Here is a 25,181-nt window from a genome sequence, read left to right on the forward strand (position 1 = left end):
CATTAATCCCAAATCTGTTTGATTTTTGTGTTTATTAAATCACTGGCAAAATCTTTTACTGCTTCATCTTCTGCAATTTCCTGATTTTCAAGAGCCATATTCACATTTACGGTTTTCAGAACTTCTGCGGCCTTTTTTTGAGCCTGTTCATCAACAAGATTCTGGAAAGTTGTTCTAGGCTTAAAGTAATACACGAATTCACAATTCATAGCTTCGGCGGCTTTCTTCATGGTTGAGAGTTTTAGATTGTCTTCATTAGATTCCATTTTTGTAATTCGCGGCTGAGTAACTCCAAGTCGTGCAGCTAGCTGACTCACTGTCATTCCGATTGCTTCACGCACTGTTTTTATCCAGCCGGAAGGTTGAGGAACTATATTTTTTGCACTCTTTAAGTCAGAAGTTTTCTTATCCAAAGCTCTGATTTGTAAAACCCTTGCATCCATATAATAACCTATACATTATATTTCTATAGTATTATAGAACATTTAGGTTATATTTTCAACTTAAAGTATTACTTTTCTATTATTTATTTTCATTATTCTATAACCTTTGTGTTATTTTTTTGTCGTCAAAATCAATGAAAAATATTGTATAGGGATTTGGTGCATTCTTGCCCTATGTGAAGTCCTTGAAAGCAACTGGCTGTAAAAGTTCGCCTTTTTTACAACTCTTTACTCCCCCTTACAATCCCTTTGCCCAGTCTTTTATTTTCTGCTCTGACTTTGCGGTGTCGCTGCGGCTTAGAATCAGCATATTCCTGCTGACGGTGGCCTTTGGTTCTGAGGCGGCGATTTCTCGCTCTATTCCCGCGCTTCTGCTTCCTCCGTGGGTGACGGAAAGGTAAATCGTTTTGCCGCTCAAATCGTATTCGTCAAGGAAGGACTGCACGGCGAGGGGCATTTTGTACCACCAGACCGGGCAGACGATGACGATTTTGTCATACTGCGCCATGTTCTGAACGCGCTTCAAGAGCTTTGGCTTTACATTGTTCCGCTGTTCGCTTTATGTTGCGTTGAAGATTTTTTTGTAGTCGCGGGGATAGTGGTCGCCCGTGTCGATTTCAAAGAGGTCTGCGCTTTCTCCAAGCGTGTCGGCGACCGTCATAGCGATGAACTGGGCGTTTCCAAAGTGCCGTCCGTTTTTGATTGTCACGCTGGCTCCGCTTGTTGCGTCCAGAGCTTCTTTCCCGCTGTCAATGGGAAAGGAAAAGTATGCGACCAGAGTTTTAGCAGATGCCGTCATGGTGAGGGCAAGTGCCAGTGATAAAGTAAGAATCAGTTTTTTCATTTTGTCACTCCTATTTTTTTTGAGCCATGCATCTACATTGTTCTGATTTGGATTTGTCGTGCCATAGCCTTCCTTATGACTGGCAGTTGGAGTTGCATCCACAATTGCCTGAAGCGTTTCCGCGCGGTAAGTAGCCTGATACGTGCAGAATGGAATGATTGTCTTGCCCTTAAGCGCCTCCTTGTTTTCTTCAAGGAAATGAGTCATAAGGGTTGGTGCTGTATGACACCATACAGGAACTCCTACAAAAATTGTATCGTACTTAGAAAAATCCGAAGCCTTTTTTACCTGGCGGAATATACCATTATCCAGTTCTTCTTTTACAACTTCAGTACAAGGAGTGTAGCTTGTTGGATAATCCTTTGTCGGCTCAATCCTAAAAAGCTCCCCGCCATTAGATGAGGAAATCATTTTTGCCATTTTTTCTGTTGTGCCACCCCAGCTAAAATACATAACCAGAGTTTTTGAGTTTTTTGTGTTCTGCGCAAATAATCCGCTTGTTGCGGCAATTGCAATAAGTGCAGTTAAGATAATTGATTTGATTTTCATGAGTTTTCCTCATTATGATTCCTAGTCTAATTTTCCGTAGGCTTCATCGCTTACTGCTTCAAGCCAGTCGGTTCCGCTTTTTCCGCTTCCGTCGTCTTTGGGAACAGTGATGCTTAAATGGCTGAACCAGCTGTCTTTTACAGCTCCATGCCAGTGTCTAACGCCAGGTTCAATGCAGACTACTTCGCCGGCATTGAGGGGTTTTGCTGCTTCTCCTTCAATCTGAACCCAGCCTCGTCCTCCAACGCCTATAAGAATCTGGGCTTCGGTATGGTGAATGTGCCAGTTGTTGCGGCAGCCAGGCTCGAATGTTACATTCGCCACGAATGCGGATGAATTATTGAGAACTTCAAGATAGCTGTCTCCGCTAAAATATTTAGAAAAAGCCTCGTTTGGTTTTCCGACAGCGAACATAGATTTTTTTGCATAACCGTTTATGTCTGTCGCCTGTACTGAAGTTTTGTTTTCCAATTTAATTTCTCCTTTCTGACTTTCATTTTTTGCGCAGGAGATAAGGCTCAAAGACGCGCACAATGCGAATAATATTTTTTTCATGCCTTTCATTACTTTGCTCCTGTTACCTGTTTTACGATGTTTTCTGCATTCCTGCCTTCTTTTTTTCCGATCAGTTTGCCGACAATCAAAGCCATCTCTTCAAGTTCTTCTTTGCTGTTTCCGTTTTTGAAGGCTCCCTGAGTGTGTGAAGTAAACATCGGGTTTACATTGCCAAGAGATGCGAGCATTGTCGCTGTGGAAAGTTCCCTTTCCTTGTCCGAAAGAACGCCCCTGTAAAAAATGTCAGTAAAGAGATGTTCTTTCAGGAAAATATCGGTGGAAGAATTGTAGTCTGTGGAAACCGGACGGCTCTGTTTTGCGTTTCTGCCAAAGAGAGAATTGATTTTTTCTCTGCCGTATTCGTATTTTTCAAGATCAGACGGAACTTCTCTTGCTTTCTCACCCCATTCAAGATCCTTTCCTTTTTCGTCCGCTTCTTTTACAATCGAAGTCAAAACACCTTCTGCAAGAAGGCTGCGTGGAAAACCTACGTAATCATAAGACTGTACGCAGAGTTCTCCAATTTCGTTTACAGAAAGCCCTGCTTCAAGCCCTTCTTCCATTGCCTTTTTTAATCCGTCAAGATTGCTTACTGCAATGTAGGCTGAAATTTCTACAATGATTTTGCTCCTGCTATCCAATGCCATAGTATCTCCCCTGGATTTTGCGCTTACGCTAAAACAAAATGCCATGCTGATTAGAATTGATAAAATTTTCTTCATATTAAAGCCCCCTTTCCTTAAGCCATTTTTCGATGTGGTCTGCAATTTCCTTGTTGTTTGTTTCCTGGAACATAAAGTGGCTGTTGCCCGTGATGCCCGCTTTGGGAAGGTCTACCACTGTAGCATCTCCGCCGTCCGCATTGTAGGCTTTTGCAAATTCAATGGCAGTGTCGCGGACATTTTTCCAAAAGCCCGTGCTCATGATGTTTTCAGGTCCGTTGTCGATGTAGTCGCCGAAGTAGATGACAATAGGAATTTTTGCCGCAAGGAATTTATTGTATTCTTCGCTTCCAACAACAGGAGTTCCGCCCGGCTCGATTGCAACGATTGCCGCCATGTTCTCGGTGTCGGTCTGCCAGCCCACTCTGCCGCCCTGTGAGTGGGTGATGTAGATTGATTTTTTGCCTGTCATTGCCTTTGCGTCAGAAAGAACCTTGCTCAAAACAGAGCCGAAAAGTTTTTCATCATAGTCGCCGGTGTTGGGTGTCATCTGACGAAAAAACTCATCCTGAGCTTCTTCTCCGGCAGGGAAAGCAGAGCCTTCGTAACGCTCTGGAGAGACAAGTCCGATTCTAAAATGTGTGTACCATGCCTGGTCTCCCGGCATGTAGGATTTTCCGTCTTCTCCCCATGCGTCAATTCCGCCTGCGCTTGCCATGCGTGAAGTTGAGCCTGCGGAAGCGCGGCGCGGCTGGTCTACTAAAAATGCAGGGTAGCCTTTGCGAAGGAAAATGTCGCTCCAGCCTTCGCGACCATCAGGCGTTGTCTGCCAGCCGGTTCTGCTCTGTCCGTAGCCGTGAAGGTAAACAATCGGATTCTTTGTTTTTCCGGCCGGAATCTGATAGAAAGTATTTGCGTGATCAATGTGGGCTGTGTTTCCAGCACGAGTCGGGTCGAGCCAGCTTTTTTCCGGCGCATAGTTTCCTGCAACAGGTTCTGTTACACTTCCTCCAGATGTGAACACGCCCTGCTTTTGAATAACAAGAGCGTCTTTACCTTTTGAACAGCCTGCAAAAGTAAGTGAGGCTGCCATTGCCAGCGCGGCAATTTTTACCGTGTTTGAAATTGTCTTTTTCATAAGTTTTCCTCCAGATATTTATGTGTAAGATGCGCAAGGCACGACCGTCTTTCCCGAAAAATCAAGAGTAAGTGTCTTTGCCATTTGTTTGATTCTTGTGATTTTTAATATAACCTAAGGAATCGTCATTTGAACAATCAAACTTTTTTATCGCAGTATACGTTGCACGCATAGCAAAGCCGTGTTATATTCAAAGCATAATATAGACCTACATTTTGTTCGTATTGGAATAGATACTGTAATTTTCCAAAGAAATATGCTATATTTGTAGTGAAATATATTTTTGGGTGGAAAAATGCAGTTTACAGAATCAATAAAATTTATAGATTTGTTCGCTGGAATTGGTGGAATCCGAAAGGGATTTGAATCAGCCTGCGCAGATTTAGGCATAAAAACTGAATGTGTTTTTACCTCAGAAATAAAACCCCATGCAGTTGAAGTATTAAAACAAAACCACCCGAATGAAACTGTAAGAGGCGATATTACAAAAATTGAAACAGCAGAAATTCCTGATTTTGATTTTCTTTTAGGAGGTTTCCCTTGTCAGGCATTTTCAGCTGCAGGAAAGAGATTGGGCTTTGAAGATACCAGGGGAACTTTATTTTTTGAAGTAGAAAGGATTCTTCGTGATAAAAAGCCAAAGGGGTTTATTCTTGAAAATGTTGAAGGCTTGGTAAATCATGACAGGCAGAATCCCAAAGATAAAATGGGCAGAACCCTTTCAACTATTTTAGAACATTTAACTGCACTGGGGTATAAAGTAAATTGGAAGGTATTAAATGCTAAAAATTTTGGTGTTCCACAGGATAGAAAAAGAATTTATATCACAGGTACATATACCGATTTTCCAAACCTGGAAAACTTTGAAACCAATAACGCAAATCTCTCTGATATACTTGAAAAAGGATTGCCAGTTTCAAACAGCAAATTTGTAAATCTTGTCCTTTCCAATTATTCTGTAAAACAACTGTACGGAATGTCTATAAAGGATAAACGAGGTGGTAATAATAATATTCACAGTTGGGATATTGATTATAAAGGAAAAACAACAAAACAAGAAAAAGAATTCCTAAATCTACTTTTAAAAGAAAGAAGAAAAAAGAAATGGGCTCAAGAATATGGTATTGATTGGATGGACGGCATGCCTCTTACAATTAGTATGATTAGAACCTTCTATAATGCAGATAATCTTGAAACGATGTTAGAAGATTTAGTTTCAAAAAAATATCTTAAAAAAGAACATCCGAAAAAGAAAATTGGAAATAAAAGAGTTCAAGATGAAACCTTACCCCTTGGATATAATATTGTCGCTGGTAAAATGTCTTATGAGGTGGCGAAAGTATTAGACCCAAAAGGTATTGCCCCTACCTTGGTAGCTATGGATATGGAACATCTTTTCGTCGGAGATGGTGACGGAATCCGAAAATTGTCATTGCGAGAAGGATTACGACTTTTCGGTTATCCTGATGATTTTAAATTTGATGTTTCATTACAAGACGGATATGATTTATTGGGGAATACTGTTGTAGTTCCTGTAATAAAACAAGTTGCATTGCGTGTATTAACAATATTGACAGAGGAAAAAAAGAATGAAAGTGAATGCGCTTAAAGTATTTGAAAAATTACTTGATGAAGATAAATTGCTTGAAATTGAAGGACAAATAAAATTCTTTTTGGGTGATGTAGACATAATTGTAAAGCAGAAAGATGTTGTCGGAAACATAATACAGGAATGGCTTCAAGGATGGATGGATAAGCGTGGTATAAAATATGCCCTTAATGACAATACTCAAATGCCTCCAGATTTCTTTTTGAATCCAGACGACAAAACATCTGACTTATTGGAAGTAAAGGCATTCAATCGTTCTGCAAGCCCAGGATTCGATATTGCGGATTTTAGAATGTATGAGGAAGAAATAATCGAAAAACCATATATGCTAAATGTAGATTATCTTATTTTTGGGTATGACATGAGCGATAATGGTATTGTGACTATTAAAGATTTGTGGCTTAAAAAGGTCTGGGAAATTACCCGAAGAATGGATGGTTGGTCTATAAACTTACAAGTAAAACAAGGTGTCGTCCATAAAATCAGACCTGGGGTTTGGTACAGTGACAGACCTGGTAATATTCCAATGTTTAAAAGTATGGAAGATTTTATCGCCGCAATAGAGGAAGCTGTATATCAAAATCCAAAGACTCATGAGTCAGCCGCAACTTGGAAAAAGAATTTCATTGATAGTTATAGAAAATTTTATGGTGTAAAACTTGATATACCAAGATGGCAAGAAATTGCATCTAAGTATGAAGTATAATATCACATAATAAAGTCTCAAATCCGACAAATCAGTCGCAGTATACGTTGCACACATAGCAATCTCATGGTAAAATATTAATATGATAGAAACTTACATCCTTCAAAATCTTGTCGCCTTTGCTGACAGTGGAACGCTTGTTGCCGCAAGTGAAATTGTGAATGTAACGCAGCCGTCACTTACGCGTTCTCTTCAAAAACTGGAAGATATTCTTGGGGTGCGGCTTTTTGACAGGACTAAAAATACAATCTCTTTGAATCAGACCGGCCGACTTGCCGTGGACTATGCCCGCCGAATTCTTGCGCTTCAAAATGAGATGGAAAATGAGGTGGTGGATTTTTACAGGCGGACGAGGGAAATCAAGGTCGCCTCTATCGCCCCCGCACCCTTGTGGCATCTGACGGAGCTTTTCAATAAGGCGGTGCCCAAAACAAAAGTGACGGGAAATCTTTGCGAGGAAAACGACAGGCTTTTTTCTGATTTGGAGCATGATAAGGCGCAGGTCATCATCACCACGGAAAACAGGGCGGACGAGCGTTTTTATGCCCGAGAATTTTTTGAAGAACATCTGAAGGTCTTTCTGCCCAAAAGCCATAACCTTGCCAAAAAGAAGTCCGTATCTCTCTCTGACCTTGCAGGAGAAACTTTCATCATGGCTTCCGCACTGGGGTTCTGGACGAATGTGGTAAAAAGCAAGATTCCAGAAGCAAAGTTCATCGAGCAGGACGATATCACCGACCTCCGCGACATCATCAACCATTCCACCCTCCCGGCCTTCGTGACCGACTTCACAGAAAAAACAGGGCACCTTCCGGTATTGGAAAAGTCAAGCCGTGTAGCGGTTTCCATCAGAGATGAGGCGGTGAATGTGCGCTTTTATGCGGTCTGCCGTGTTGAGATGATGAGGCAATTAAGAGAAGTTTTTTCACTTTAAGCTGATTGCCCCATGCATCATTCGTCACATCTCAACCTGTTATTTTTGTGATACTCCGCATTTTTTAAGTCATTTTTCTACATCTTTTGAAAGAGAAGAGCCGCCGGAATAATGGCTTGAAAGACCTTCTGTCAGTGTTGCTTTTGGTGCAAGTTTTGAAATTGCCGTAAGGCTTTGACCGAATCTTCCACCTCAGTGTGAGCAGAATGGCATAATTGTTTTTCCTGAAAAATCATAACGTTGCAATGGGCATTGGAATGCTTGCCCACCAGTTTAGATAACCCAAGATTATTGTATCATACTCTGCCCATTTTTTTGAGTCGATTTTTGTTTTGAGAGCAGGGCGAATCTGTTTGTGCTGGTCGTTTTGGGCCTGATTCAAAACGGTGTTGTAGTCTGTGGAATAGGGGATAACAAGTTCAAGCTCAATGCTGACAAAGCCAGTTTGGCGGGAGATTTCTTCTGCCAGGTGATGTGTTGAATTGTATACTGAAAAATAAAGAATAAGTGTCTTTGCCATTTGTTTGCTCCTTACCAGGGGTCGTGCCCCTATTAGAAATGCCGAACTAATGCCTGGTTTTCGTTGAATGTTTTCAGCGTATCACATTTTTGTGAGGGACATTTTATACGGTAATTACGACGAAAAAAAAGCAGTTTCTATATTTGGTTCTGCATCCGAACATCTCTGTCATCAGCAAGGGCAAGAAATAAGCTGTTTTTCTCTAAAATATGAACATTTCCACAGGGCAAACGCATGTAAAAACACTTTCTGATAAAATTACAGAAAGTGTGAAATTTTAAAGGAGCCTTAAAACCGTTTGGCGGAACTGGCGGTTTTCCCGAAACCAGATCGTGCGCTTGCTTAAACTGTCCTGTTTTTTATTCTCCGGTTTTTCTGCTTGGCGTAAGATATTTAATGCAAGACGGCGCATAACTGTCATGTTTTCCGGACTATGATCCTTTCGGTGCCTTTTGTAGTCCTCATTGAAAGTCATATCAAGACACCAGTGAAGGCGGTTTTCAATTCCCCAGTGTAGGCGAATTGATTTTTTCACAAGTTCAATGTTATCAAGTGAAGTTAGAAAAAACCTGATGTCTGTGGAAGTTTTTCCATTTACAGTCCGTTCTTCCCGTGCCATGGCAACAGCCTTAAGTCCCGGCCACTCATCTTTATTCTCCAGCCACGACAGGTTCGTGCACAGGTAATACTGCCTGTTTTCAATTCGTCCATGGTCAGGATTACATTCCTTTTCGCTTTTTATAACTCCGTATTTTGCAAGCTCCTTTTCATCCATAGAGAAAAAGTCTTTTACGGCTTCGTGTGTCGTGCTTTGATTTCCTTTCAAAGAAAGAACATAGTCTGCTTTTTTTTCCTTAATTTTCTCGCAGATTTTTTTCTGGCAGCCCATTGCATCGATTGTGATTATCATTCCCCTTATATCAATCAGTTCCAGAAGCTCAGGAATTGCAGTGATTTCATTTGACTTTTCATCTGTCTTTACCTGCCCAAGAATGAGGGACAGTTCATCTGCCCATGCACTTACAATGTGAATTCCCTTTGCTCCCGTGACCTTGTTTGAGCCGCACATCGTCTTTCCGTCGATGGCAACAATTGTTCTGTCCGGTTCAATTTTTACTTTCTCGTAAATTCCATGAGCCCACTTTATAAAAACTTTCTCGATTTTATCTGCGTTCACATTTCTGAAAACCCGGAGAATTGTGTCGGCACTTGGCGGACCGAACTCAAACTTCACCAGCCCCTTGATGGACTCTTCCGCTTCCTCCGCCCATTCAGCTATGTGCTCAATGTCCTTGATGCCGCTTAGCAGCCCGAACAAAACCAGCAGGAAAATATCAGCCAGTTCAAACTTCCTGCACCTTTTTACTCTAAAATCGTCTATTTCTTCCAGACTTTCTCTTAAAAGCATAATTCCACCCAAGGGGAATTTTACCATTTTGTGCATTTTTTAAATAGTAGTTTAGAGATTTAAAACAAAAAATTTTTACATGCGTTTGCCCTGCCTTCCGCATCCTTAACGCTTGGCTTACAAACACAAAAGCCGTACCAACATACGCTGATACGGCTTAACAGAGAATGACAACTGTTCCTAGTAGGGAATAAGTGCTATGTTTAAAACCTTTAACCCATTTATGTTAAATATATTTCAGGAATGAACAAAGCAACTCTGTCATCGGGATTGTTTACAACTTCAAACATTCCATAGCTGACAGCTTTTTTTGCTTTAATTTGTTGTTTACATTTAGGGCAGTCAATTATATCCCGACTTCCACTGTTTGTATGATAAGACATTACAACTTCTTTACAGTTAGGACAAAGTAAATAGCATTTGTTAGGTGATTTTCCCCAATTTGCTCCTGTATTGTTTGTATTATTCAATGCCATAAAATATCACTCCCTATTGCCTTATATCTTGCAACTGCCCCGCACCGTATATTTTTAAGATGCAGGGATATATAGAATATTAATTCTTCTTTTCTACACGGAATGTATAATCGCTAACTTTTTCCCAAAGATTTTTGCAACCCTCCACTTTCCCTATATATCTAAACTCAACAAAACCGGGAGCTGCTTCTACGACTTTTTCAATTCTAGAAGGGACCCTTAAAGATTCGTTCAGACAATATCCGTTAGCTTTTTTGTTCATACTGTACTTTTCCCATTTTTTGTCTTTTTCAGTCGGAACAGTTCCCCAGTCATCGGGATTCGTTGACTTGTTTATGGTGTACACGGGTGTAAGCCCTGCGGCAATGCTCAGTTTGTTGCAGAAAACCATGATTTCATAAAAACTTATGTTGGTTACGGGATAAAGCGGATTCTGTCTTTTGCTCGGATTATATCCCATAAGTTTCTCGAACAAATACTGCGTGACTTCGTAATTCGATAGTTTATGCTTCTTATTATCACTATCACCTCCCAACTGCGAAACATACTGATAATCAACCAATATAGAAGCATAATCCTTTGGCTCTGGGCTGATTTTTGCAAGCATATCGGCAATTTTCTTTGCCTCGGCGTCAGCCTTTGCTTTTGCTTCTGCGGCAAGTCTTTCTTCAAGGGCTTTTTTTTCGGATTCAGTTACAGGGCGATAAAAGCACCTTTCTGTATAATCGGAAATTTCTCTGTGATTTTGTTTACACCACCCTTCTTTGAACTCTGTTCCTTCGATTTTTCCAAGTATTTTTATGAAGTCTACACAGTCCCTAAAGTATTCTCTCTCAATCGGCAGAGGTATTTTATAGATATTTTTGTTATTTACTTCCCAGCTACTAACCATACCTTGTAGTTCCAATTCTTCTGTTAAAATGCAAAATTGTTCGCTGTCATCTACAATTCCAATAAAACCTTTATTTCTGAATGTGGTCATTACGGCTGTTTCTATGGCAACATCATTTGGGGTATAACTTTCGTTGAAGATTTTTTCTAATTTACTTTCATTCATTCCCTTATAAGCTTTTGTTTTAGAACTTGGTTTAAGATTAAAAGCCGGCAATTCAGCCGTAATTTTTGCTTTAGTCTCAGAATCTATTTTTTTTCTGTTTTGATTATACTCTGTTTGTGTTGAATTTGGATTGAGTGTAAATGTATCGATTATGATGCTGAATTTTCCCTCATCCATTATCTTTACATCGGATGCTGCAATGCCAGATATTTTTTGATTACAACTAACACTGAGATCGCTCTGTCCATATTTTTTTATATCTGGATACATGTAGCTCGCCTTATCCATCTTGCCGATTGTTCTTCCGTTTTCATCATCGATATGGAACTGAATTTTAATAGCTGATTCCCATTCGATGCAGCTAAAATTTCCTCCATAGAGATTTTTACCTTCTTCAAGGACAGCTCTGTTTAAAACGCTCCATGCAGGCATTGTAACTGTTGATATCTTCCCTTGTGGAGTATATACTCTAAAATCTTGGTTTTGAAAACTATGTATTGCAAAAATCGAAGGTCTCTTTAATTTTACCTCTTCACCATAGTATACTTCATAGGGATCTCTTTTATCTTTAGAATAATCCCATGTGTAAGTAACTACAGGAATGGTAGAAGAATCTTTGAAGATAGATACTGTAGGCCACATTCCAGGTATTTCTACCCAGTCTTTTCTTCGTGATTTATCAAGTCCTTTAACAGCTGCATATATATATTCAAATTTTGGTGTTGTCCTTTGAAATACACCAAAATCATAGGTTGCAGTGCGGGTTTTCATATCAAGAGCATCTTTTTTATAAGTGAATGAAAGTGCATAAATTTCGCTTACATGTTCGTTCCAATAGATTTCATAATCCTTGCAGAGTGAAACCCAGCCGTCATAAAGAGAAAAATCATCGAAAGTTCCAATCCCTGGGTTTCCTTCTTGCAATGCTTTTGTTATTTTTAAAAATGCTTCATAAGCTTCCGTACCGTTTCGTTTTTCTTCGGCTTCCATAGCATCCCAGTAAGCACCCATTGCGTGTACCCACTGACCTTTTTCCTCATAGGCTTTGCCTTCTGCAAGCAGCTTGTCATACTGGGCTTTGTCCGCAAATACGAACGATGTTCCCAGAACCAGTGCAGCTAGAACTGCAACTATGTTTTTTATTCGTTTCATTTTTACCTCCATTTGAAACTTTTTTTATTTGGCAAGAGCCAAAATTAGTACCAGAATCACGGCTATAAGAATAAGAGCGATTTTAAGTCCTCTTTTAGCTTTCCAGGTAAAGATTTCCAGATGAAACCATTTGTCAGAAATCCAGTTCAACGCTTTCATCACAAAAACTAGGGCTATGACCGCAAGAATTATTCCGCCGATTGTTAAGACTGTGTGCATTTTTTGCATCTCCATTGGGGGTAAATATAAAAAAGCCCTTGAAAGCTGTGCGGACATAAAGCCACAAGCCGACAAGGGCTTAATTTGAGAAATTGAACTGTATTGATTAGAATTTGTGCTAAATCATTTAGGGCAGACTTTGGGCTATCTGCGAATCTGCGAATCTGCGAATCTGCGAATCTGCGAATCTGCGAATCTGCGAAATTATACAGGCGGATTGTTCCATGTCAAGAGGTTTTGAGAAAAAATGAGAACTTTTTTCGCTGATTGCACTTTCCATAAAAGCAGTATAGCACAGATTGCAGAATTTGTAAATAAAACTGGTGGAAATGTTCAGGGAAAACGCATGTAAAAATTTTTTGTTTTAAATCTCTAAACTACTATTTAAAAAATGCACAAAATGGTGAACTTCCCCTTGGGTGGAATTATGCTTTTAAGAGAAAGTCTGGAAGAAATAGACGATTTTAGAGTAAAAAGGTGCAGGAAGTTTGAACTGGCTGATATTTTCCTGCTGGTTTTGTTCGGGCTGCTAAGCGGCATCAAGGACATTGAGCACATAGCTGAATGGGCGGAGGAAGCGGAAGAGTCCATCAAGGGGCTGGTGAAGTTTGAGTTCGGTCCGCCAAGTGCCGACACAATTCTCCGGGTTTTCAGAAATGTGAACGCAGATAAAATCGAGAAAGTTTTTATAAAGTGGGCTCATGGAATTTACGAAAAAGTAAAAATTGAACCGGACAGAACAATTGTTGCCATCGACGGAAAGACGATGTGCGGCTCAAACAAGGTCACGGGAGCAAAGGGAATTCACATTGTAAGTGCATGGGCAGATGAACTGTCCCTCATTCTTGGGCAGGTAAAGACAGATGAAAAGTCAAATGAAATCACTGCAATTCCTGAGCTTCTGGAACTGATTGATATAAGGGGAATGATAATCACAATCGATGCAATGGGCTGCCAGAAAAAAATCTGCGAGAAAATTAAGGAAAAAAAAGCAGACTATGTTCTTTCTTTGAAAGGAAATCAAAGCACGACACACGAAGCCGTAAAAGACTTTTTCTCTATGGATGAAAAGGAGCTTGCAAAATACGGAGTTATAAAAAGCGAAAAGGAATGTAATCCTGACCATGGACGAATTGAAAACAGGCAGTATTACCTGTGCACGAACCTGTCGTGGCTGGAGAATAAAGATGAGTGGCCGGGACTTAAGGCTGTTGCCATGGCACGGGAAGAACGGACTGTAAATGGAAAAACTTCCACAGACATCAGGTTTTTTCTAACTTCACTTGATAACATTGAACTTGTGAAAAAATCAATTCGACTACACTGGGGAATTGAAAACCGCCTTCACTGGTGTCTTGATATGACTTTCAATGAGGACTACAAAAGGCACCGAAAGGATCATAGTCCGGAAAACATGACAGTTATGCGCCGGCTTGCATTAAATATCTTACGCCAAGCAGAAAAACCGGAGAATAAAAAACAGGACAGTTTAAGCAAGCGCACGATCTGGTTTCGGGAAAACCGCCAGTTCCGCCAAACGGTTTTAAGGCTCCTTTAAAATTTCACACTTTCTGTAATTTTATCAGAAAGTGTTTTTACATGCGTTTGCCCTGGGAGTGTCGGAGAGAAAGATAATAAACGTAAAACAACTTACGATTAAAATTTTCCTTTAGAATCGCCGATTGTCAGGCTATAAAAAACTGTATTTTTTGTTTTCTTCCTTTTATTACACTTTGCTTGATTCTTAGCCAAGGAATTTTGTAAACGGAACTGGGAAATAAAAACAAAATATTTCTCATAAAAATCAGTGAAATTTTCATCGTTTTTTATGTAGTTTTACACACTCCTGGATTATCTTTGTGGAGTATAATTCCATATATCACTGCGGTGTTTTTAATAAGTCAAAATTCGACTTAATAAATTCAGTTCCATTTTTAAGGAGTTCCATTTTTAAGGAGGCATGATAAAAAAGAATAAAGGCAGCGGCAAATCAATTGCGGCCGCCGCCAGAAAGATGGCGGAAATCGTACGGGCGATGCTCAGCGACAGACAGAACTTTGATTCAGACAGGATGAAAGGCGTTTACAGACCTATGACCTTGCCAGCGAAGCTCTCTCTGCCATGAATTAATTAGTTATAGAGAGTTGACTTTTTATGGGAGATAAAATGAAAAAAATATTTTTTGTTCTTACAATGTTGTTGTTTTCTGGTTTACTTTTTGCAGAAAACTCTATTAAAGATTATATTGCTGAATTTCTGAATAAAGGTAGTTATATTTTTCTTGACAATGGTTCTAGGTCACTATTTATTCCGAAGCGTATGATTGCAAATTTGAGATATGATAGTGAGGACTTCTCTTTTACATATATTAAGGATGGAAGTGAGTATACTGAACACTTTGTAGATATAAAAGACTCTCTTATAAATATAGATAAAAACAGTAATATTATAATATTAGAAAAGTAAAAATGACTTTGCGATGGCAGAAGGCGGATTCCAAAGGAGATCTTTGGTTCCGCAGCGACATCTACACGCAGGTCTGTTGCGAATTTTCTGACTCATCGAACTCTTGCAACAAGGGAAATGGCTTCCGCCTTGTGCGCTCTTCCATCAAGTAAATAGCGAGCTGCGGCAAGCATAAAAAATGAGGAGAGAGTTCACATTTTGTCATGGAATAACATGACAAAATGTTTATAAAATTTAATTTGGGAGAATAAATTATGAGTAGCGAAGATTTTAAAAGGGAATTCAATATTTCTGCAAAGATTATTTACAGGAAGTGGCTTATGGATGCAATTGAAAAAAATGAATATGAATCATTTAAGGATTGCGTTTTAAATCTTGGTATTGAATGGCATGTTATCCGTACTGTAAAAAAAGTAAAGCGGGAAGATTTTTACAAAAATCTATGGGACAACAGAAAAAATATTCAAAATGGCACTTATAACTGGTGGACAGGAGCACCTAGCTATAAAAGCAAGGTTTGCTTTTTAATAAATCCTCAGTATTATAAGCTCATTTATGATAGCAAAAACAGAGATGCGATTAATGAAGAAAACTGCAAGCCGGCAAACTGGCAGGATGTTGTTGATAAATATTATGAAAAAGATAAAAAAGAATTTCTTAAATCAGAAAAAGATGTTCTAAAAATATTCGAAATTGATTATTACCTTTGGAATAAAGGAAAACAATTACGGCAGAACAAATCCTAAAAAACTTTGAATACAAACATCAAAAAATAGCCGCAATTTTAACTGATTATGTTACAGGCGGCTATGTCAAAACTCGCGGCAAGCACGGTCTCCGGTTCCGGTCCGGCTAAAAGGACAGGCAAAAGCAAAAATGTTTTCATCAACAAACAATAATTTTTGTGATATACTCTACAATATGCCAAAGACTCTTAGAACTGTTGTGATTTGTGTTATTGCGGAAATCCTGAATTTTATTGTTACGGCAATTTTTTATCATGGGCTGAAGATTCCGCTTTTTTTCGATACGATTTTTACTGTTGCCGTTGTATTTTACTGCGGACTTCTTCCGGCTCTTTGCGTTTCAATCGGCTACAATCTTATTAATTCTTTTCTATGGATTTGCAACAAAGGAGTCTTTGATCCTTTTATCTTCGCTTATACTGTCTGCGGAATTTTGATTGTCTTTTCAACCTGGCTCTTTGCCCGCAGAAAGGATGACTTTAAGATTTCTGCGGCGATTACAGCCCTGTACCTGGTTTTGATAGCCCTGCTCTCTTCTTTGTGCGCAATTATTTCAAGCGGAATTATAGATTATTTCCATTATATTTATTATGACGTGCCAGACATGATGAATCCGATAAAATCTTTTACAAAGTCTTTTGTTCAACATCGCTTTAGTCTGCTTGCCTCCTGCATTCTGGCGCAGATTCCAATTTCATTTGCCGACCGCCTGATTGCAACATTCGCCGGATACGGAGTATATCGTCTTTGCGAACATCATATATAGAGAGAAAAACAATATGAACCTAACTCAGACTGTCGAAGAACTGGAAGACATCATTCGCAACTACATAACTTATTTTATTGTTTTTGATATTCTGTTTTTTGCGGTTTTATTTGTAAGCGTTCTGCTTTTAATCAGATTTTTAAAATCAAAGAAAAGTCTGAAAGACTCCAATGAATATCTTTTGTTCACGATTAAAGGGCAGGAAGAAGAGCGTGCCAGAATTGCATGGGAACTTCATGATACAATTGCCCAGGATTTACGATATTGCAGGACCCTTCTTGAAAAAAAGAATTGCGCGGAAAATATACCGGAAGCGGTTCAGCTTTTGGGAAAATCTTTGTCAGACGTGCGCCTTATAAGCTACAACCTTTCGCCGGCGGATATTACAAAAAAGGATTTAAGGGCAAATCTTGTAAACCTCTGCGCTTCTATGGCACAGACCTGCGATGTAAAATTCAGAATCTCAATGCCTGATGACACAGACACTTCCTTTTTGAATGAAAATGATATATTGAACCTTTACCGTATTGTGCAGGAAAGTCTTACAAATGTAATAAAACATGCAAATGCAGGCGAAGCGGTAATTCTTATCAGAAATTCCAGCGAGAATGAAGAAAAAGGTCTTTACATTTTTATAAGTGATGACGGCTGCGGTTTTGATTATGACGCAGAACAGTACGAGGGCTTTTCAAGTTACAAAAGAATCGGCGGTGCAAAACATTTTGGACTTATCGGGATGAAAAAAAGATGCCAGCTGATTGGAGCCGAATTTTCAGTTTCCTCTGCCCCAGGAGAGGGAACACAAATCAGTATTTTTAAGAGGATGAATTAGAATATGGGACATGAAGTCAGTTTTTTTGTAGTTGAAGATCATACACTCACAAACAGGGGAATCCGCGAATTGATTTCCGAGCACGGCAGATATTCCTGCTGTGGCTATGCTTTTTCAAAAAATGAATGCACTGAAAAACTTTATGAGCTTGCAAAGGAATCCAGGCTTCCGGACATTCTGATTCTTGATTTATTCCTTGGCGACGAAAGCGGACTTGATATTCTGCGCGAGGTAAAGGCCAATCTTCCTTCTGTAAAAGTCATTATATATTCAATGTTCGCAAAACCGGGAATTGTATCTCTTGCGCTAGAAGACGATGCCGACGGTTTTGTTCTAAAATCCGCCCCTGAGAGTGAACTTTTTGCGGCCATTGAAGCAATTCTTGCCGGCGACACTTACGTACAGCAGACTCTTGTAGCCCCGCTTTTTACATATAAAAGTGTTTTTGACGGCCTGACACGCCAGGAGTAGACAGTTTTCAAAAAACTGATAGAACGAAAAAGCCGCAGCCAGATTACAAAAGAACTGAATATTGTCGAACGCTCGCTGGAAAATTACCTTTCCAAAATTTACCAGAAAACAGGCTGCAAGAACCACGAAGAACTGATTAAAAAGTTCGGTGAGTGAAATGAGGAAAAAAACACGACTGGAAGCAAGGAAACGGAAATTAGGCTTGAAATTCCGAGGTGAAAAATCAATTTTTTACAAAAACATTGCCATATAAACTGGTAAATAAATTATGCCGTTTTCTTCCTTAAAATCTGAGGTGTGAATGACAAAACATTTATCGGTATATTCTGCGAATTTTTTCCTAAACTTGTTAAGCGAAGAAATTGTATAACGCTTTGAGGATTTTACTTCGATTCCCTGAATGTTGTGACGCGAAGTAACCTTATTTTTTGTAATAAGAAAATCAATTTCCATGCGGGAAGCAGAATCTTCATTGTCAGACTTTGAATAAAAGTAGAGTTTGTGTCCGCTTGCTGTAAGCATCTGGGAAACAATGTTTTCAAAAATCATTCCTTCGTTTACTTCAAGCTTTCCAAAAAGCAGTTTTTTATAAATTTCTTCAGCGACAAGACCATTTTCGTCAAACGCGTGGCTAATTAAAAGTCCAGTATCTGCCATGTAGCATTTTAATGTGGTGCGGCTCATATTCATTTTTAATGCGATATTAGGCTCATCAGCATTGTAGCAAATGTTTACGATTCTAGAATCTTTAAGCCACATAAACGCGTCATCATAATTGCGCATTTTTGCATCTTTTTTTAAGGAAGCCAGCTTAAATTTTTTTTCGTGCTTAGAAAGCTGAGAAGGAATTTCATCAAAAATAGATTCCGCTTTTAATTCCGAGCCTTTTGCGTGCTTTTGAATATCGTTACGATACAGCTCCAGAATTTCCCGCTTTATCATATCTACCTTTTCAAAATTTTTTGATTCACAATATTCTTTTACAGCTTGCGGCATTCCGCCGACTATAAGATAAAGCCTGAATAAATCCATAGCCTTTCTATGCAAAGCCTGCCCCATAGGAATTTTCTTTTCAAAGCAATTTTTTACAACAGGAATCAACGTGTCATTTCCTAAAGCAAGCAAAAACTCCTCAAAATCCATGGGATTTAACTGTAAATGATGTTCTTCCGATGGAATTAAAATGTCCTGTGTATTTTTTTTAATGGAAAGAAGGGAGCCTGTTTCTATAAAATCATAGCGCCCATCAGCAACAAGATATTTAATTGCGGCTCTGGCTCTTGGAAAAAACTGAACCTCATCAAAAATAAAGAGCGTGTTGCGTTCGTGCAGTTTTACAGAATAATAGGCAGAAAGGTGCATAAAAAGAGTGTCTAAATCAGAAAGGTATTTTTCAAATAGTTCTTTGATTTCATCAGGAGCAGAAAAAAAATCTATGAGGATATATGATTCATATTCATTTTTTGCAAATTCCTGCGCAAGAAAGCTTTTTCCAACACGGCGAGCGCCTTCAATCATGATGGCACATTTTCCTTTTTCTTCATCCTTCCATTTTAAGAGAGTTTTATATGCCTTTCGATACATATTTACACCTTTTTGACTTTAATTTTTATTAAATCATACACCATTTTAAGATTATTAACAAACAAAAATTACACCTTTTTAAATGTATGGAAAAATATGCAGAACCAAAAACACTTGACGCCCGCGGGAAAGCTTTATTCCATCTGGCTTTATTGGAAGAAAAGTGACTTAGATAAACGCCTCTCAAACCACAAGAATTCGGGAGGTAAAATCTAAAACTTCGAGCCGCGGACTTCAACTCCTTTTGCAAATAAAAACTTTCCGCTATACCTGAAACTTTTCTTGAATTCCAGAACTTTTTCGGTTATACTGGAAACAAATGAAACAGATTGCGCTGGACAGATTCGGAATCGACGAAATAATTTCTCTTTACAAGGACAAGTCCGTCATAAAAGTGCTTCAGGGAATACGGCGGTCGGGAAAGTCGTTCATGCTTGAGCTTCTTTCACGGAAGATTATGAAAAAAGGCGCGGCGGAAAACCAGATTCTTCTATTAAATATGGAAGATTTTGAGAACGCGGAATTACTGGACGCAAAAAAGCTCTACGACTTTATAAAATCAAAAAGCGAGGCGGCCGGCGGAAAAAAACTCTATCTTTTTCTGGATGAGGTTCAGGAAGTCAGCGGTTGGGAAAAGCTTGTGAATTCGCTCTACTCTTCCGCTACGATTGACGCGGACATCTACATAACCGGCAGCAACGCAAATCTTCTTTCCTCCGAGCTGGCGACTTACCTGAGCGGTCGCTATGTCCTGATTCACGTCTGGCCGCTTTCCTACAGGGAATTTTTGTATTTCAATTCTGAAAACGACTCTGCGGCGGCGTTCAGAAAATTCATTGAATTCGGAGGATTTCCGGGACTGAAAGACATGATGGAAAATCCTGTCCAAATCCGCTCGTATCTGGAAGGAATCTATTCAACTGTTCTTCTGAAAGACGTGATTGCCCGCAACAGAATCCGCAACACTGCGGTTCTTGAAAAAATCATTCTGTACATCGCCGACAACACAGGAAACATTTTTTCCGCAAAACGGATTTCCGACTTCATGAAGTCCGGCGGACGCCCGCTTTCCGTGGAGACAATCTACAACGACATAAAATATCTTGAGAACGCGCTGGTCCTGCACAAAGTTCCGCGGTATGACGTGCGCGGCAAAAAAATCCTTGAGACGATGGAAAAATATTACCTTGCCGACCAGGGGCTGCTGACATTCCTGCACGGCTACAAGGACACCTACATAAACGGCATTCTTGAAAACATCGTGTTCATCGAACTTCTTCGGCGCGGCTACAAGGTCTTTATCGGAAAAATCGGCGACATGGAGATTGACTTTGCGGCAGAAAAAAACGGCGAAAAACTCTACGTTCAGGTCGCATACCTAATCGGCTCGGAAGAGACAAAAAAAAGGGAACTCCGCCCTCTAAAATCGCTTCTGGCACTAGGCGACAACTTTCCAAAACTCATTCTTACAATGGACGACCTTCCGCCCTCAAACGAAAACGGAATTATAAGGAAGAATATAAGGGAGTGGATTTTGGAGGGGTGAAAGGAGTTGCGGGCGGAAAACGGTAAGAATCCGGATGCTCAAATTGCATAACTTTTTGACAAAACAGTCAAAAATGGCTGAACTTCTCATCTGTTTTCTTGCTTTCCGCCTCTTTTATGGTTATTTTCTTTGTAGGTTGTATGCAATTTTTACAGGAGGTTCACATGAAAAAAGGAAGCAGAATCAGGAAGATTTTTTCTTTGGCCGCCGTTTTTAGCTGCATTGCAAGCCTTTCAGCCCAGTCAGTCTCCGAAAAAAGCAATGCAAACCTTGAGCCTGTGCGGAATTTTGAGCTCGAGCGGTATCTTGGAAAATGGTACGAGATCGGCAGGTTTGACTTCAAGTGGGAAAAAAATCTGAAAAACGTTACGGCCGACTACTCGCTGAACAAAAACGGCACTGTCAAGGTTGTAAATTCTGGCTATGATTATGTCAGCAAAAAACAGAAACAGTCCGTGGGAAAGGCGAAATTCGCCGGGAACCAAAATTCCGGAAGCCTGAAAGTCTCGTTCTTTTGGCCGTTTTACAGCGACTACAAAATCATTGCGCTTGATTCCGAATACAACTACGCGCTTGTCGCAGGAGCAAACAAAAAACTTCTGTGGATTTTGAGCCGCACAAAGACGATTCCAGATGACGTCAAGGAACGCTACATTCAGACTGCCCAGAACGCAGGCTACGATTTGAACGGTTTTGTCTGGACAGAGCAGGAATAAAAAATCTGGCATGACTGAAAATTTTGGTTGTGCCGGAAAAAAGGGGCTAGGTTATTAGCAGAAAAAATTTCTAATATCTTTTCGGATTCTAATAAACATACAGTCGTTTATAAAGAATATTCACAAAAATACATTATAGTTTTAGAATTGCTTTATGGACTCTATTTGTAAAGATATTTTCCGTTCTATTCATGAGGGATGCTGGATTTATATTGAATACAAAAACAAAAGTGAAGAATGCACAAAATACTGGATTGCAATTCGAAACATAAATCTACAAAAGAAAAGTCTTGAGGCAACAGGGCTTCATCTTGGCGACTTTACAACAAAAAATCTTTTTTTACTTATTGAAAAAATTCTCCGTATTCGAATAATAGAGGGAACTTATTTTAAAACAAACAAAGATTTAATAGAAAACATTGATCTTTATCCGCAGAAATATAAAGAGATTTTTTCTGAAATTGTAAACTTAAAAACTCTGAATTATCTTTCTGACTGCAACAAACTTGCTGATATTCCAAAACTCAACACAAAATACGAGCTTATAAATCGGCTTGATTCTTCAAAACTGAAAAACAGGATTTACAATTTGGACGACGAGCAATTTAAAATGTTCGTAAACAGTTTTAAAAAATCCGCAGAAACAAAAGAAGAAAAAAATATTAACAGCACAATTCAAATTGCCCTAAACGAGCTGAGCATTCACACTCAAAAAGGACTTTATGTTTTGGCTTACCGGGAAGTGCGATTTGATGTTGAACGAAAAATTTTAATTGCAGGAAATAAAATCAAAATTTGCTCGGAATTCTGCATGGAAAAAAGCGCTGACAAAAACAGTAAAAAACTGAGCATTTTAAATTTTATCGATAACGAAGACTTATCTTTGCTTGAGAATTTTGAAGAGAATGCAGAAACAATAAAAGATATCGTAATGCAAAACATCAAAAACAAAAAAGATTGTGCAGTTGATGACAGGCCTTATTTTCTTTGCTTGCATCGGGATTTAAATATCGACCTTGAAAAAGAATATGAATCAATCATAAATATGTATTCCCAAAATAATGTTACAGTTCCGATTCAAGCATTTTTTGGCGAGCTTCATTCGACAAAACAAAATGACAAAGTTTATCCTCTGGCGTTGATAAACAAAAATGTAAACCTTGACCAGCTGCTTGCAATTCACACTGCAATGAATTTTCCAGTCGCATATATTCAAGGACCGCCCGGAACAGGAAAAACTACAACCATAATTAGCACGATTATCACGGCATTTTTTAATTCAAAAACCGTTCTTTTTTCTTCATACAACAACCATCCGATTGACGGTGTCTTTGAAAAATTGACAAACTTAAAATATAAGAATTACAGAATTCCATTTCCGATTCTGCGAATTGGCAGTAACGATCGGATTCAAGAAACCTGCCTCTACATTAAAAATTTACTTTTACAAATAAAATCTCTAAAATATTTTGATACAGTTTTACAACAAAACAAAGAGAGCCAAATTGAACGGACTAAAAAACTTACAGAACTTTTGCAGAAACACGAAGAACAGCTTGACTTGGCTGAACGAAGAGAATTAATTGAAGAAATGCTTTCAAAAAGCGAAAATATGAATCTTCGGATGAATCTTGAAGGCCAGCAATATTCCAAAATCAAGAAACGCCTTGAAGAAATCGGAAACATCAGCGATGAAGACGCTCTCAGCCTTTTGGATTTTGACCACGAAAAACTGATGCAGTTTATAAACTTTACCTCGGTGAAATTCTTAAAACGGCTTTTTGAAGACGAATACAAAGATTTTATTGAGATTTTGAATATTAAAAATAAAGAAAAGCAATCTACAGAATTTAACAAATACTTTTCTGTATCTGAAAATATTTTTAAAATGCAAAAAGTATTTCCCGTTTTTTGTTCAACTTGCATTTCAACGCAGAAGATTGGCGGACCACAAACTTACTTTGACATGACAATCATTGATGAAGCAAGCCAATGCAATACGGCAGTTTCGCTAGTTCCGATTATCCGCGGAAAAAATCTTATGCTTGTGGGAGATCCTCAGCAGCTGAATCCTGTAATTACACTGGATAAAAATATTAACGAAGAGCTGAAAGCCAAATACAAGGTGAATGAAAATTATGATTACATCAAAAATTCAATTTACAAAGCATATCTTGCCAGCGATTCTGTAAGCCAGGAAATTCTTTTACATAATCATTATAGATGTGCAAAGGAAATCATTGAATTCAGCAATAAAAAATATTATAACAATCAGCTAAATATAAAATCTGAAATTACAAAGGAAAAGCCACTCGTCTTCTGTGAAGTTCGTGAAAACTATTTTGCCGATAAAAACACCTCTCTGGATGAAGCTGAAAAAATTGTGCAGTATGTAAAAAATCATCCGGATAAGAAAATTGGAATCATCACTCCGTTTAAAAATCAAAAAGATTTAATCGATTATAAATTGAAGGAAAACCATCTTGAAAACAAGGCAAGTTGCGGAACAGTCCACGCATTTCAGGGTGATGAAAAAGATGAGATTTTGTTTTCACTTGCGCTTACAAGCCATACATATTCAAAAACTTACGATTGGCTTAAAAATAATCGGGAACTTTTAAACGTTGCAGTTTCAAGGGCTAAAGATAAATTTATAATTTTTTCGAACAGCGAAGAACTAAAAAGACTTCACAAAAATGATGATAGCGATGATTTATACGAACTGGCAGAATATGTAAAAAAGAACGGCGAATATAAAATCACACCAAGGGTATCTTCTTCCAGAGCACTTGGAATAAAACCTTACAGCACGGAAACTGAAAACACCTTTCTGACAACATTAAATCACGCAATTTCAACACTGTTAGAATCGGACGGAAAATTTTCGGTAGAACGGGAAGTTCAGCTTTCACACCTATTTGAAAAAAATCCAAGCGACAGTGATTTTTTCTACAAAGGAAGCCTGGATTTTGTAATTTACAAAAAAGGCTTCAGAAACAGAAAAGATGCAGTTCTGGCAATAGAACTTGACGGTCCAGAACATCACAACAATCCGAATATAATCGCAAGAGATGAAAAGAAAAAACAGATTTGCAAAAACCACGGCTTTGATTTGTTGCACATTGATAACACTTATGCAAGACGCTATTGCTTTGTAAAGGAAATTCTGACAGAATTTTTGGAAGACTAAAAAAGAGAAACAGCAGTTTTTTAGTAAAAGTAAAAATGCAGTGAGCAAGAAATGCAAAAACTCTTTGCAGAAAATCAATTTTATTTTATGAATAAAACATACGGGCAATACCTAAAAGATTTCAAATTATCGGATTATGATTTTTCTTTTGAAAAAAAAATTATTTCTATCACTGGAATAAGAAAAAGGATACAGAAAAATATAAATCTTTTTATAAAATATATATTGCCAATGCAACAAAAGTTATTAACAGCAGAACAAATAAAATGGTTGACGAATTGATTGAACTGTTATTATAACTGATTTTTCAAATAATAAAAACAAAAGTTTAAAAGCTGTCAAAATTTTACTTGATGTGTTTCCAAGAGATGCAAGAGTTTTCCTATTATTTCTTTCCAACCCCATACCCCATCATTCTGTAAAAGTCCTCTTTCCAGATTATGTTGCCGTAGCCTTTTCCGTTGGCGGTGTAGTTTGTGCAGGCAAGAAAGTGTTTTGAGCCGTCTTTTGATGATTTTACAATCAGATAACCGTCGGCGCATGAATTGCATTTCATAATTGAAAGTTTACCTGAATCAATGCGGTTGAGAAC

29 protein-coding genes and 1 pseudogene are annotated in these 25,181 nt (G+C 38.6%); 16 read left to right on the forward strand and 14 right to left on the reverse strand.

Going from position 1 to position 25,181, the window contains the following annotated elements; all coding sequences use genetic code 11:
- Positions 1 to 2: 2 nt before the first annotated feature.
- The 6 genes and pseudogenes from TRESU_RS10080 to TRESU_RS10105 form a co-directional block, all read right to left on the reverse strand.
- Complete coding sequence (locus TRESU_RS10080; RefSeq protein ID WP_013702115.1) at positions 3 to 443, reverse strand: mobile mystery protein A; 441 nt, start codon at positions 441 to 443, stop codon at positions 3 to 5.
- Between the two features lie 238 nt (positions 444 to 681).
- Positions 682 to 975 (reverse strand): annotated as a pseudogene (locus tag TRESU_RS15655) (flavodoxin); the annotation flags it as partial.
- A gap of 27 nt (positions 976 to 1,002) precedes the next feature.
- Complete coding sequence (locus tag TRESU_RS15660) at positions 1,003 to 1,836, reverse strand: flavodoxin (protein ID WP_013702116.1); 834 nt, start codon at positions 1,834 to 1,836, stop codon at positions 1,003 to 1,005.
- A gap of 21 nt (positions 1,837 to 1,857) precedes the next feature.
- The gene (locus TRESU_RS10095; RefSeq protein ID WP_013702117.1) at positions 1,858 to 2,400 is read right to left on the reverse strand and encodes a cupin domain-containing protein; all 543 of its coding nucleotides are present in this window, start codon (positions 2,398 to 2,400) and stop codon (positions 1,858 to 1,860) included.
- Complete coding sequence (locus tag TRESU_RS10100; RefSeq protein ID WP_013702118.1) at positions 2,400 to 3,113, reverse strand: carboxymuconolactone decarboxylase family protein; 714 nt, start codon at positions 3,111 to 3,113, stop codon at positions 2,400 to 2,402. The genes TRESU_RS10095 and TRESU_RS10100 overlap by 1 nt, the downstream gene beginning before the upstream one ends.
- A 1-nt stretch (position 3,114) precedes the next feature.
- The gene (locus TRESU_RS10105) at positions 3,115 to 4,191 is read right to left on the reverse strand and encodes an alpha/beta hydrolase (RefSeq protein ID WP_013702119.1); all 1,077 of its coding nucleotides are present in this window, start codon (positions 4,189 to 4,191) and stop codon (positions 3,115 to 3,117) included.
- 283 nt (positions 4,192 to 4,474) lie between these two features.
- Here TRESU_RS10105 and TRESU_RS10110 point away from each other — a divergent pair, with 283 nt between their 5' ends.
- The 3 genes from TRESU_RS10110 (at position 4,475) to TRESU_RS10120 (ending at position 7,440) form a co-directional block, all read left to right on the forward strand.
- The gene (locus TRESU_RS10110; RefSeq protein WP_215904934.1) at positions 4,475 to 5,800 is read left to right on the forward strand and encodes a DNA cytosine methyltransferase; all 1,326 of its coding nucleotides are present in this window, start codon (positions 4,475 to 4,477) and stop codon (positions 5,798 to 5,800) included.
- Positions 5,781 to 6,506, forward strand: coding sequence for an NgoBV family restriction endonuclease (locus tag TRESU_RS10115; protein WP_013702121.1), 726 nt, complete (start codon positions 5,781 to 5,783; stop codon positions 6,504 to 6,506). Before TRESU_RS10110 ends, TRESU_RS10115 begins: the two co-directional genes overlap by 20 nt.
- A gap of 82 nt (positions 6,507 to 6,588) precedes the next feature.
- Positions 6,589 to 7,440, forward strand: coding sequence for a LysR family transcriptional regulator (locus TRESU_RS10120; protein ID WP_013702122.1), 852 nt, complete (start codon positions 6,589 to 6,591; stop codon positions 7,438 to 7,440).
- A 232-nt stretch (positions 7,441 to 7,672) separates the two neighbouring features.
- Here TRESU_RS10120 and TRESU_RS15385 read toward each other — a convergent pair whose 3' ends face one another.
- From TRESU_RS15385 to TRESU_RS15200, 6 genes are all read right to left on the reverse strand, one after another.
- On the reverse strand, positions 7,673 to 7,960 hold the full coding sequence (locus TRESU_RS15385) for a flavodoxin (protein WP_041612057.1): 288 nt from the start codon (positions 7,958 to 7,960) through the stop codon (positions 7,673 to 7,675).
- Between the two features lie 277 nt (positions 7,961 to 8,237).
- The gene (locus TRESU_RS10130; protein WP_245535656.1) at positions 8,238 to 9,395 is read right to left on the reverse strand and encodes an ISAs1 family transposase; all 1,158 of its coding nucleotides are present in this window, start codon (positions 9,393 to 9,395) and stop codon (positions 8,238 to 8,240) included.
- A gap of 194 nt (positions 9,396 to 9,589) precedes the next feature.
- Entirely contained in the window at positions 9,590 to 9,844 is a 255-nt protein-coding gene (locus TRESU_RS10135; RefSeq protein WP_013702123.1) for a hypothetical protein, read from the reverse strand.
- A 79-nt stretch (positions 9,845 to 9,923) separates the two neighbouring features.
- Positions 9,924 to 12,053 carry a hypothetical protein gene (locus TRESU_RS10140; protein WP_013702124.1) on the reverse strand — a complete coding sequence of 710 codons (2,130 nt, stop codon included), beginning with the start codon at positions 12,051 to 12,053 and terminating at the stop codon, positions 9,924 to 9,926.
- A 24-nt stretch (positions 12,054 to 12,077) separates the two neighbouring features.
- Positions 12,078 to 12,272: a hypothetical protein gene (locus TRESU_RS10145; protein ID WP_013702125.1), complete on the reverse strand. Its 195-nt coding sequence runs from the start codon at positions 12,270 to 12,272 to the stop codon at positions 12,078 to 12,080.
- Positions 12,273 to 12,399: 127 nt separating this feature from the next.
- Positions 12,400 to 12,552 carry a hypothetical protein gene (locus TRESU_RS15200; RefSeq protein ID WP_169309760.1) on the reverse strand — a complete coding sequence of 51 codons (153 nt, stop codon included), beginning with the start codon at positions 12,550 to 12,552 and terminating at the stop codon, positions 12,400 to 12,402.
- A 120-nt stretch (positions 12,553 to 12,672) separates the two neighbouring features.
- On the opposite strand from TRESU_RS15200, the gene TRESU_RS10150 reads away from it, so the two are divergent.
- The 9 genes from TRESU_RS10150 to TRESU_RS15925 all read left to right on the forward strand — a co-directional run bounded on the left by TRESU_RS10150 (position 12,673) and on the right by TRESU_RS15925 (position 17,709).
- Complete coding sequence (locus tag TRESU_RS10150; protein ID WP_245535669.1) at positions 12,673 to 13,830, forward strand: ISAs1 family transposase; 1,158 nt, start codon at positions 12,673 to 12,675, stop codon at positions 13,828 to 13,830.
- A 402-nt stretch (positions 13,831 to 14,232) separates the two neighbouring features.
- Entirely contained in the window at positions 14,233 to 14,397 is a 165-nt protein-coding gene (locus tag TRESU_RS15205) for a hypothetical protein (RefSeq protein ID WP_169309761.1), read from the forward strand.
- A gap of 41 nt (positions 14,398 to 14,438) precedes the next feature.
- Entirely contained in the window at positions 14,439 to 14,738 is a 300-nt protein-coding gene (locus tag TRESU_RS10155) for a hypothetical protein (RefSeq protein WP_013702126.1), read from the forward strand.
- 2 nt (positions 14,739 to 14,740) lie between these two features.
- A complete protein-coding gene (locus tag TRESU_RS15210; protein WP_169309762.1) occupies positions 14,741 to 14,890 on the forward strand; it encodes a hypothetical protein in 150 nt (49 codons plus the stop codon).
- 102 nt (positions 14,891 to 14,992) lie between these two features.
- Positions 14,993 to 15,484, forward strand: coding sequence for a hypothetical protein (locus tag TRESU_RS10160; protein ID WP_013702127.1), 492 nt, complete (start codon positions 14,993 to 14,995; stop codon positions 15,482 to 15,484).
- Between the two features lie 175 nt (positions 15,485 to 15,659).
- On the forward strand, positions 15,660 to 16,250 hold the full coding sequence (locus TRESU_RS10165; protein ID WP_013702128.1) for a hypothetical protein: 591 nt from the start codon (positions 15,660 to 15,662) through the stop codon (positions 16,248 to 16,250).
- A 13-nt stretch (positions 16,251 to 16,263) separates the two neighbouring features.
- Positions 16,264 to 17,082, forward strand: a complete 819-nt coding sequence (locus tag TRESU_RS10170) for a sensor histidine kinase (protein WP_013702129.1) — start codon at positions 16,264 to 16,266, stop codon at positions 17,080 to 17,082.
- Positions 17,083 to 17,085: 3 nt separating this feature from the next.
- A complete protein-coding gene (locus tag TRESU_RS10175) occupies positions 17,086 to 17,553 on the forward strand; it encodes a response regulator (protein WP_052299588.1) in 468 nt (155 codons plus the stop codon).
- Between the two features lie 15 nt (positions 17,554 to 17,568).
- Complete coding sequence (locus TRESU_RS15925; protein WP_148228334.1) at positions 17,569 to 17,709, forward strand: helix-turn-helix transcriptional regulator; 141 nt, start codon at positions 17,569 to 17,571, stop codon at positions 17,707 to 17,709.
- A gap of 75 nt (positions 17,710 to 17,784) precedes the next feature.
- On the opposite strand, the gene TRESU_RS10180 is transcribed toward TRESU_RS15925, so the two are convergent.
- On the reverse strand, positions 17,785 to 19,137 hold the full coding sequence (locus TRESU_RS10180) for an ATP-binding protein (protein ID WP_013702130.1): 1,353 nt from the start codon (positions 19,135 to 19,137) through the stop codon (positions 17,785 to 17,787).
- A gap of 319 nt (positions 19,138 to 19,456) precedes the next feature.
- Here TRESU_RS10180 and TRESU_RS10185 point away from each other — a divergent pair, with 319 nt between their 5' ends.
- The 4 genes from TRESU_RS10185 (at position 19,457) to TRESU_RS10200 (ending at position 24,871) form a co-directional block, all read left to right on the forward strand.
- The gene (locus TRESU_RS10185; RefSeq protein WP_013702131.1) at positions 19,457 to 20,683 is read left to right on the forward strand and encodes an ATP-binding protein; all 1,227 of its coding nucleotides are present in this window, start codon (positions 19,457 to 19,459) and stop codon (positions 20,681 to 20,683) included.
- 164 nt (positions 20,684 to 20,847) lie between these two features.
- Entirely contained in the window at positions 20,848 to 21,399 is a 552-nt protein-coding gene (locus TRESU_RS10190) for a lipocalin family protein (protein WP_013702132.1), read from the forward strand.
- Positions 21,400 to 21,553: 154 nt separating this feature from the next.
- Positions 21,554 to 24,589 carry an AAA domain-containing protein gene (locus TRESU_RS10195; RefSeq protein ID WP_013702133.1) on the forward strand — a complete coding sequence of 1,012 codons (3,036 nt, stop codon included), beginning with the start codon at positions 21,554 to 21,556 and terminating at the stop codon, positions 24,587 to 24,589.
- Between the two features lie 51 nt (positions 24,590 to 24,640).
- Entirely contained in the window at positions 24,641 to 24,871 is a 231-nt protein-coding gene (locus tag TRESU_RS10200) for a hypothetical protein (protein ID WP_013702134.1), read from the forward strand.
- Positions 24,872 to 24,974: 103 nt separating this feature from the next.
- Here the strand turns inward: TRESU_RS10200 and TRESU_RS15215 are convergent, their stop codons facing one another.
- A complete protein-coding gene (locus TRESU_RS15215) occupies positions 24,975 to 25,145 on the reverse strand; it encodes a hypothetical protein (RefSeq protein WP_013702135.1) in 171 nt (56 codons plus the stop codon).
- Positions 25,146 to 25,181: the final 36 nt, after the last annotated feature.

The organism is Treponema succinifaciens DSM 2489, assembly GCF_000195275.1.
In the GTDB taxonomy this organism is placed as follows: Bacteria; Spirochaetota; Spirochaetia; order Treponematales; family Treponemataceae; genus Treponema_D; species Treponema_D succinifaciens.

Excerpts from the sequence above, each read along its gene's own strand:
- TRESU_RS10080 (WP_013702115.1), bottom strand. The coding sequence starts at position 443 with ATGGATGCAAGGGTTTTACAAATCAGAGCTTTGGATAAGAAAACTTCT.
- TRESU_RS15660 (WP_013702116.1), bottom strand. The coding sequence starts at position 1,836 with ATGAAAATCAAATCAATTATCTTAACTGCACTTATTGCAATTGCCGCA.
- TRESU_RS10095 (WP_013702117.1), bottom strand. The coding sequence starts at position 2,400 with ATGAAAGGCATGAAAAAAATATTATTCGCATTGTGCGCGTCTTTGAGC.
- TRESU_RS10100 (WP_013702118.1), bottom strand. The coding sequence starts at position 3,113 with ATGAAGAAAATTTTATCAATTCTAATCAGCATGGCATTTTGTTTTAGC.
- TRESU_RS10105 (WP_013702119.1), bottom strand. The coding sequence starts at position 4,191 with ATGAAAAAGACAATTTCAAACACGGTAAAAATTGCCGCGCTGGCAATG.
- TRESU_RS10115 (WP_013702121.1), top strand. The coding sequence starts at position 5,781 with ATGAAAGTGAATGCGCTTAAAGTATTTGAAAAATTACTTGATGAAGAT.
- TRESU_RS10120 (WP_013702122.1), top strand. The coding sequence starts at position 6,589 with ATGATAGAAACTTACATCCTTCAAAATCTTGTCGCCTTTGCTGACAGT.
- TRESU_RS15385 (WP_041612057.1), bottom strand. The coding sequence starts at position 7,960 with ATGGCAAAGACACTTATTCTTTATTTTTCAGTATACAATTCAACACAT.
- TRESU_RS10130 (WP_245535656.1), bottom strand. The coding sequence starts at position 9,395 with ATGGTAAAATTCCCCTTGGGTGGAATTATGCTTTTAAGAGAAAGTCTG.
- TRESU_RS10135 (WP_013702123.1), bottom strand. The coding sequence starts at position 9,844 with ATGGCATTGAATAATACAAACAATACAGGAGCAAATTGGGGAAAATCA.
- TRESU_RS10140 (WP_013702124.1), bottom strand. The coding sequence starts at position 12,053 with ATGAAACGAATAAAAAACATAGTTGCAGTTCTAGCTGCACTGGTTCTG.
- TRESU_RS10145 (WP_013702125.1), bottom strand. The coding sequence starts at position 12,272 with ATGCACACAGTCTTAACAATCGGCGGAATAATTCTTGCGGTCATAGCC.
- TRESU_RS15200 (WP_169309760.1), bottom strand. The coding sequence starts at position 12,552 with ATGGAAAGTGCAATCAGCGAAAAAAGTTCTCATTTTTTCTCAAAACCT.
- TRESU_RS10150 (WP_245535669.1), top strand. The coding sequence starts at position 12,673 with ATGGTGAACTTCCCCTTGGGTGGAATTATGCTTTTAAGAGAAAGTCTG.
- TRESU_RS15205 (WP_169309761.1), top strand. The coding sequence starts at position 14,233 with ATGATAAAAAAGAATAAAGGCAGCGGCAAATCAATTGCGGCCGCCGCC.
- TRESU_RS10155 (WP_013702126.1), top strand. The coding sequence starts at position 14,439 with ATGAAAAAAATATTTTTTGTTCTTACAATGTTGTTGTTTTCTGGTTTA.
- TRESU_RS15210 (WP_169309762.1), top strand. The coding sequence starts at position 14,741 with ATGACTTTGCGATGGCAGAAGGCGGATTCCAAAGGAGATCTTTGGTTC.
- TRESU_RS10160 (WP_013702127.1), top strand. The coding sequence starts at position 14,993 with ATGAGTAGCGAAGATTTTAAAAGGGAATTCAATATTTCTGCAAAGATT.
- TRESU_RS10165 (WP_013702128.1), top strand. The coding sequence starts at position 15,660 with ATGCCAAAGACTCTTAGAACTGTTGTGATTTGTGTTATTGCGGAAATC.
- TRESU_RS10170 (WP_013702129.1), top strand. The coding sequence starts at position 16,264 with ATGAACCTAACTCAGACTGTCGAAGAACTGGAAGACATCATTCGCAAC.
- TRESU_RS10175 (WP_052299588.1), top strand. The coding sequence starts at position 17,086 with ATGGGACATGAAGTCAGTTTTTTTGTAGTTGAAGATCATACACTCACA.
- TRESU_RS10180 (WP_013702130.1), bottom strand. The coding sequence starts at position 19,137 with ATGTATCGAAAGGCATATAAAACTCTCTTAAAATGGAAGGATGAAGAA.
- TRESU_RS10185 (WP_013702131.1), top strand. The coding sequence starts at position 19,457 with ATGAAACAGATTGCGCTGGACAGATTCGGAATCGACGAAATAATTTCT.
- TRESU_RS10190 (WP_013702132.1), top strand. The coding sequence starts at position 20,848 with ATGAAAAAAGGAAGCAGAATCAGGAAGATTTTTTCTTTGGCCGCCGTT.
- TRESU_RS10195 (WP_013702133.1), top strand. The coding sequence starts at position 21,554 with ATGGACTCTATTTGTAAAGATATTTTCCGTTCTATTCATGAGGGATGC.
- TRESU_RS10200 (WP_013702134.1), top strand. The coding sequence starts at position 24,641 with ATGCAAAAACTCTTTGCAGAAAATCAATTTTATTTTATGAATAAAACA.
- TRESU_RS15215 (WP_013702135.1), bottom strand. The coding sequence starts at position 25,145 with ATGAAATGCAATTCATGCGCCGACGGTTATCTGATTGTAAAATCATCA.